The 6758-nt window shown below is 37.2% G+C and carries 3 protein-coding genes; all 3 read right to left on the bottom strand.

From position 1 onward, the window contains the following. Window positions 1-161 precede the first annotated feature (161 nt). The 3 genes from ACE1CC_RS02935 to ACE1CC_RS02925 all read right to left on the bottom strand — a co-directional run bounded on the left by ACE1CC_RS02935 (window position 162) and on the right by ACE1CC_RS02925 (window position 6754). The gene (locus ACE1CC_RS02935) at window positions 162-2648 is read right to left on the bottom strand and encodes an ABC transporter substrate-binding protein (protein WP_413268980.1); all 2487 of its coding nucleotides are present in this window, start codon (window positions 2646-2648) and stop codon (window positions 162-164) included. Between the two features lie 138 nt (window positions 2649-2786). Beyond that, window positions 2787-5312, bottom strand: coding sequence for an ABC transporter substrate-binding protein (locus ACE1CC_RS02930; protein ID WP_413268979.1), 2526 nt, complete (start codon window positions 5310-5312; stop codon window positions 2787-2789). A gap of 38 nt (window positions 5313-5350) precedes the next feature. Then, window positions 5351-6754 carry a DUF1822 family protein gene (locus tag ACE1CC_RS02925; RefSeq protein ID WP_413268978.1) on the bottom strand — a complete coding sequence of 468 codons (1404 nt, stop codon included), beginning with the start codon at window positions 6752-6754 and terminating at the stop codon, window positions 5351-5353. Between the last annotated feature and the right edge of the window lie 4 nt (window positions 6755-6758).

Genomic DNA, 6758 nt, shown 5'->3' with positions numbered 1-6758 from the left:
TGTTACAAACTAGGGAAACGGTGCGTTAGGCACGGGAACTTATTTATGGGTTGAAATGCTGAATTTATCGCCCGTGCCTAACACACCCTACATTTAAATAAGATTTTGTTATCACCATAAATCCGGGAGAGCCTAATAATTTAGTTTCGATTAATGGGAAGCTACTCAATTTTAACAAATTTACCGTTTTGAACTTGAACTAATGTATCAGGACGCTGTTGCTGAAAGAGAAATTCGCGTTCGCCTGTTTTGTTGTTAAACTTAAATTCTCCAGTGATTCCCTGGACTTTAAAGTTTGGGTTTCTGAGGATTTTGTCTAAATTTTGGCGGGTTGGATCTGGTTGTTTAAGTAGTTCTTGTAAAGCTGTTGCGATCGCAATTGTTGTATCTTTAGCTGTCGAGGAACGCCAAGTATTTAGTTCGGTTTTCCAGAGTTCTCGAAAAGATTCTTTTTCTTGCTCATTAGGAAAGTAGGGAACTGATATTGTTAAACCTTCCACTGCGTCTCTTCCCCATTCGACGGTTTTATCATTATACAAAGTTGGACTACCAAATAGTTTAACAGGCAATTTATTTTGTTTAACTTCCTTGAATAGTGCGATCGCTTTTGGCAAATTATCCACATAAGGTGCTACCATCAGGCTATTAACTTTTTGATTTTTAATTGCCTGAATAGTGCTACTAAGAAGGAATTTTGGATCGGAAAAGTTACAGTTTACCTCGATATGCTGTCCTTTGTAAGCTGAAACAACAGACTTAAATTCATTTTTAAAAGACTCTTGATCTGGAGATATATTATCCACACAAATGGCAACTTTCGGTTGAGGAATTACCTTGCCTAAACCTTGAGATAATTGTGCAGCAAAAAAAGTAATTTGCGGAACTAAGCGAAAAATATACGAATCTGCTTTCAATTGATTAGCAAAGCTAGTTGGAGAAATCATCACCAATTTCCCCTGCTGATAAATCGGAGCCGCTGCTACTGAAGCATTACTGCCATTATGCCCAATAACTGCAAAAATAGCCGGATCTTTGACAAACTTCTCAGCATTTTCTTTAGCTAGGTTATCATTGTTATTATCATTGGCAATAATTACTTGTAATTGCTTACCCTTAATTCCATCTTCTCGGTTAATTTCCTCTTGAACTTCAGCCACACCTCGCAACATTTCTTCGCCTATAGGTTGGTTGCTACCAAGAGGTACGCTGACAGCAATTTTAATAGTTGCTTTGGTATTAGCTGCTCTGACATTATTTAAATAGATTCGGGTTTCTGGATCGTTAGGGTTTTTCTGAAGAGATGCTTTAAAGTATTCGATCGCTTCTAAATAATTTTTATCTCTAAATGCTTTCACTCCAGCTTCTTTTTCTGGAGTAATATTTTTTTCGCTGATAATTTCTTCTCCTAAACTAATTCCTGGTGCAAGAGTAGCATCTTTTGATAGTTCATTGAATTTGTAGATTCCCAAACCAAGAGTAAAAAGTGCGATCGCTCCTCCTATTCCTCCCAGAACAATTTTCCAATTAATTGGTATTGGTGGTTTTGGTGGATAAAATAATGGTGGTTCTTCAGGATTTTGGAAAATTACAGGCAACCAAGAAGCATTAGGAGAACTATTATCTATCAACAACCTTAACCGATCGCGAGCATCATGTACAGCTTGATGTAAAGAAGCACCATGAGCAAAACTAGTCAGGAAATCATTTAAAAACTTTTGCGCCACTTCATCATGAATTGGTTGGCGCATTACAATAATATGAGGAATTTGTAACTTTTCTAATTTTCGTGCTAATCCCAATCCATCACAAGAGTTAAAAATTGCCAATTTTAAGCCATTACTAACTGCTATTCTTAAATATCTTTCAAGCTCTGTGGTTGATAAATATCCTTCATCATTTTGATTATTATTAATCCAAATTCCCCCATCATTTCCGCTAGGATGCGTGGAGCTATGCCCAGCAAAGAAGATAATATCCCAAGGTTGACTAACTAGCTTTTCTACAAATTCTTGTCTTCCGGGTTCTCTTAATAAAATTAACTGAGCACCTTTTAATTTTTCTTGCAGAATATTCCAATCAGTTTGAATATCAATTTCTTCATCACTTCCCAGAATAACTAGAATTTTAACTTGGCTGTTCAAAGCTCCTCTTCTGCGGGTGCTTTTGCTGTTCAAAGCAACTTCAGCATAGTTATAATATTCCTGAAGAAAACTCCATAATTCCCAGGGAAGTTTTTGTAAGTCTTGGTTATCGGTCTGTATAATAAAACTCTCTAAGTCGTTTATGCCAACTGTATGTAAAAGTCGTTGTTTCAGTTTTTCTAAGGAAGACCGATCTAGCCATTCATTTAGAGCTTCTTTAAACCTGCCAGCAGAACTAATAACTTCATCCTTTCTGTCGCTACTCGAACAGTTTGTTTCTATTTGCTGGGGAACAACTATCTGTCGTCTCCACCAACGGTTGCTTTCTCCCCAAGAGTAGTAAGCTGTTTGCCAATTATTATAATGCTCGATAACTTCTGGTGCTGGTGCAAGTCTACCTTTGACTTCTTGAACGCAAACTTCTCTATTTTCCCTAATGGTTAAGGTTATAGGAAAACCTGTTTCAAAATCACCCGGGTCGATTCTGAAGATGACTTGCTTACCCATATTTATAGCCCTTTAATTATGGTAATAGGACTCGATAATACTTAAGCAAGTTATACAAAAAATTTTTCTGTTTCGTCAAGTTAAAGTTCTTATTTTTTTATAAATTTTTACTATTTTTTGCTGAGTAGCCTTCTATACTTAGTTTTTTATTTGCCGCCAAGTGCAAGGTTCTGAAGAACAATCAGGTGCAATTAGTGTATTGGTATTTTCTTGGCGATCGCTTCCTTTCAAAGTAATCTTTCCGCTGAAACCTTGACTACTAAATTTTGGATTTACTAAGGCTTTCTGTATTCCCTCTCTACTGGGTTTATCTAGCTGAAATTGTATGGCATCAATTACCATTTGTAAGGCATCGTATGACATAATCACAGGCCAATTTAACTCTGTATTTCCCCAAAATTCCTGAAATTCTTTAGCAGTATTATCTGAGGCATAAAAAGGAACAGTTATGACCATTTTTTGTAATGCTGTCTTTCCTAAAGCTAAAACTTTGTCTTCTGGTACTGTATCGCCGCCAACAATTAATAATTCCCCATTGTTCTCTTTAATTACTTCTAGTTTATTGGAGTCATTGGAAATAGTATAAGCATCAGGAAACAGCGCTATAGCTGCATTTTTAAACTTTTGCTTAACCCAAGCCACCTTACTTTTTATTTTAGATGTATCTTCTCTTAAATCAAAATCAGCAACAATTTGTATGCGATCGTTCAAAGCGTTTTTAAAGTCTTTTTTTGCAGCTTCGCTAAAAGCTTTACCTGTTGTGTAAAAAATAGCTACCTTTTGATAACCTTTAGCAATGAGATAATCAACTAAAGAATAACTTGCTAATTGAGTAGTTGATACAGGTCTAAAGAAAATATTATTAGGATGAGTAGAACTTAGTCCATCATTAGCCGTACTGGTTGGCGATAGTAAAACCAATTTGTTGCTTTCATAAATTGGTTTTACATTAATTGAAAGATGGCTGGAATAATGACCAATAACAGCCAGAACATCTTGCCGCTTTACTAATTCTTGAGCAATCTTTCGAGCCTGTTCTTTATTATTACTATCATCCGCCAGTAAAACTTTAATTTTCAATTGATTTTGTGGATCGTTATTAAATCGCTCTTGCAGCCAAGCTACCCCCTTGACGATATCTTCACTCACGAAAGTTGGAGAATTGGAGAAGGGAACTATTAGAGGGATAGTGTAAATATTAGCTGGATTAATACTCCCAGCCATAATCTTGGCATTGTTCAAATATATAAGCGTTTCTGGATCTTTCTTTTCATTCCATGCTTTTGTTAGTAGATTAACGGCTTGGGAATAGTCTCTATTAGCGATCGCATCAATACCTTTTTGTTTTTCTAGTTGCGGCTGACTTTCTTTCGGATTCATTAAAGCCTTTTCCCCGCAACTCATTGGTAAATTCTTATTGAGTTGAAGATCGCAAGCTGTTGGCTGAGGATAAAACTTGGGTAATAAATGATGTGAAATGCCAAATACGAGCAATGATAAAACGAAAGCGATCGCACTCAATTGCCAAAACTTAAACTTCTTATTTATTCCTTTTCTGCTGACAGGTTCCTGTGGATAAAATAGTGGTGATTCTTCAGGATTTTGGAAAATTACAGGCAACCAAGAAGCATTAGGAGAGCAATGATCTATCAACCTTAACTGATCGCGGGCTTCATGCACGGCTCGCTCTAAAGAAGCACCATTAGCAAAACTAATTAGGAAATCATTCAAGAAGTTTTGTGCCACTTCATCGTGAATTGGCTGACGCATCACAATAATATGAGGAATTTTCAAACTTTCCAATTGCCGTGCTAAACCTAATCCATCACAAGAATTAAAAATTGCCAGTTTCAATCCTCTTCTGGCTGCTTTTTCTAACGCAATTCTTAATTGTTGTGGCGATAGACTATCTTTCTTATTTATCGAGATTGTAGCATCATTTCCTCCTGGTTTAGTAGAACTATGTCCGGCAAAAAAGACAATATCCCAAGATTGATTCATCAAAGCTTCTCGGAATATTTTTGATTCAGGTTGTTTCAAGAGAGTTAATTTTGCTGTTTTTAACGTTTCTTTAAGTAGATTCCCATCTGTTTGAATGTCAATATGGTCGTCACTTCCCAAAATTACCAGAATTTTTACCGGAAGACTAAGAACGCCTCTTTCCGGTGTTCTTCTACTACTTAAAGCTACTTCAGGATGACGATAACGCCTTCTCAGAAAACGCCAAAGTTCCCAAGGTAATTTTTGTAATTCTCGGTTGTTAGTTTGGATGACAAATTTTACAGGTTCATCACCTCTTACAGTTTGAAGTAATTCCTCTTTAATCTCTTCCAGCGAGGAACGATCTAACCAATTGTTGAACTCTTGTTCTAACCCATCAGCTGCATTTTTTACTCGCTCTCTACTGTCCTCGCTGGAATAGTTGGAATTACTTTGCGGTGGAACATTAATCTGTCTTCTCCACCAGCGACAATTTGGATCTTCACCCCAGGCGTAGTAAGCTTGTTGCCATTCCTCGTAGTATTGGAGAATATCCGGTGCTGGTGCAAGTTTACCTTGAACTTCATCAGCACAGAGTATCCCATTTTCTCGAATTTCGAGACTCAGCGGGAAACCTTGCTCAAAATCACCTGTTGCAATTCGGAAGACAACTACTTTGGTCATTGGCTTTTTCTTTCTACGGCTGGTTTTTGATAATTATATTAAACAATGAATTGTTCAGTGATGCTAATATTGCCCAGAGTTAAGCGGACGTGGAAGCGATCGCCAACATCAGCACTAAAATTCAAAGAAATGTAATTATCTAGCGGTTTTTCTCTCGCTGTAGCCTCCAAACCAGGGATAGGATTACCATCTTCATAAAGTCCAATTAATCGCAAACCTGGAGGTAATTTAGAACCATAAACTCCGCTACTCTGCAAAGAATTTCCCATTGGATAAGCTCGTAGCAACACAGCAACTTGACCATCCAATTTTCGCAAAACTGCAATCATCAAAGCGATATGATTTCCTTTTAATTGCACACCTAAATCCATCACCCTTCTAATCGCAGGATTAGGGTAATTTGGATCGATCGTCCACAAATATTCAGCAGCTTTCCAGCGAATTGTTTCATCGCTAGTATGTAGTATCAACTGAACCAAAGCATTTTTATCTTCCATATTCTGAGGTAAAATTACCTCACTTTGACTGTTACGTAACTGCTTAACTGCTCGGTTAATTTTTTCTGGCGTTTCCAATTCTATTCCCCTCACTTTTTTGAGTCTAAATGCAGGTGCTACAGTTTTGCTTTTTAACCAATCTTCAAAAGTCTGCCAACCTGCTTCCACAGCACCATTCAACCACTCACTCAGACTGCAAATTTTTCCTAGTGGTAAAACCCGCCTTTGGTACAATTCTTGTAACCAACGACTCTCATTTAACAATGCACCCCACTTTTCAAACTTTGCCTTCAAGCGTGGCGAATAAGGCGAAGGTTTGCTCAGTTTTTCCATCAAATCTTCCGCTTCAGTTTCAGATAATTTGGGCAAAGCTATTACTGAACCTTTTTCATCAGGACAAAGCTCAAGCTTAACTGCCAGTATTTCTAAGTGCGGAATCACCCAATCTCCTGACAAATGATAGAGGCGATAAATTGAATCGTAATCTGCCTTAGCTTTCAAAGTTTCCCGGCTCACAAAACCCCAAAAATGCAAATATTTTTCTTCTAAATCAACTCTCACAGGTAGATAATAATCTGCTGTCCAATTAGGAATATCCACCCATTCTTGAGGTACAGAAAAATCTGCCATATCAATCGCATCGCTAGGAATTAGTACCAGCCTTTTGTTCCCCAAATTAATCCCACATCCATTCACAAATTCCCATATTTTGCAGAAAAACTTTTCATTGGGAAATATATTAGGCGAAATTTCTGTTTCTAAATTTTCCTGCATCCACTTCAATAAAAGATTGAGACACAGACGATTTATGTAAGCCTGATGGCAACCTGTTTGATTAGAATAATCTCGCGGATCGGGTTCAGCTTTTTTCAAATCATCCCCGGACAATGTTAACCAAAGATGTTCAGAATAAATGTTGCTTAATGTTTCGATATCGATTTTCATGATT

This window comes from Floridaenema aerugineum BLCC-F46, assembly GCF_041929345.1.
Classification (GTDB): domain Bacteria; phylum Cyanobacteriota; class Cyanobacteriia; order Cyanobacteriales; family Aerosakkonemataceae; genus Floridanema; species Floridanema aerugineum.
This window is presented reverse-complemented; position numbering and strand designations above follow the sequence as displayed.

Bases quoted from the DNA above. Each gene is read 5' to 3' on its own strand.
- ACE1CC_RS02935 (WP_413268980.1), bottom strand. From the start codon at position 2,648: ATGGGTAAGCAAGTCATCTTCAGAATCGACCCGGGTGATTTTGAAACA.
- ACE1CC_RS02930 (WP_413268979.1), bottom strand. From the start codon at position 5,312: ATGACCAAAGTAGTTGTCTTCCGAATTGCAACAGGTGATTTTGAGCAA.
- ACE1CC_RS02925 (WP_413268978.1), bottom strand. From the start codon at position 6,754: ATGAAAATCGATATCGAAACATTAAGCAACATTTATTCTGAACATCTT.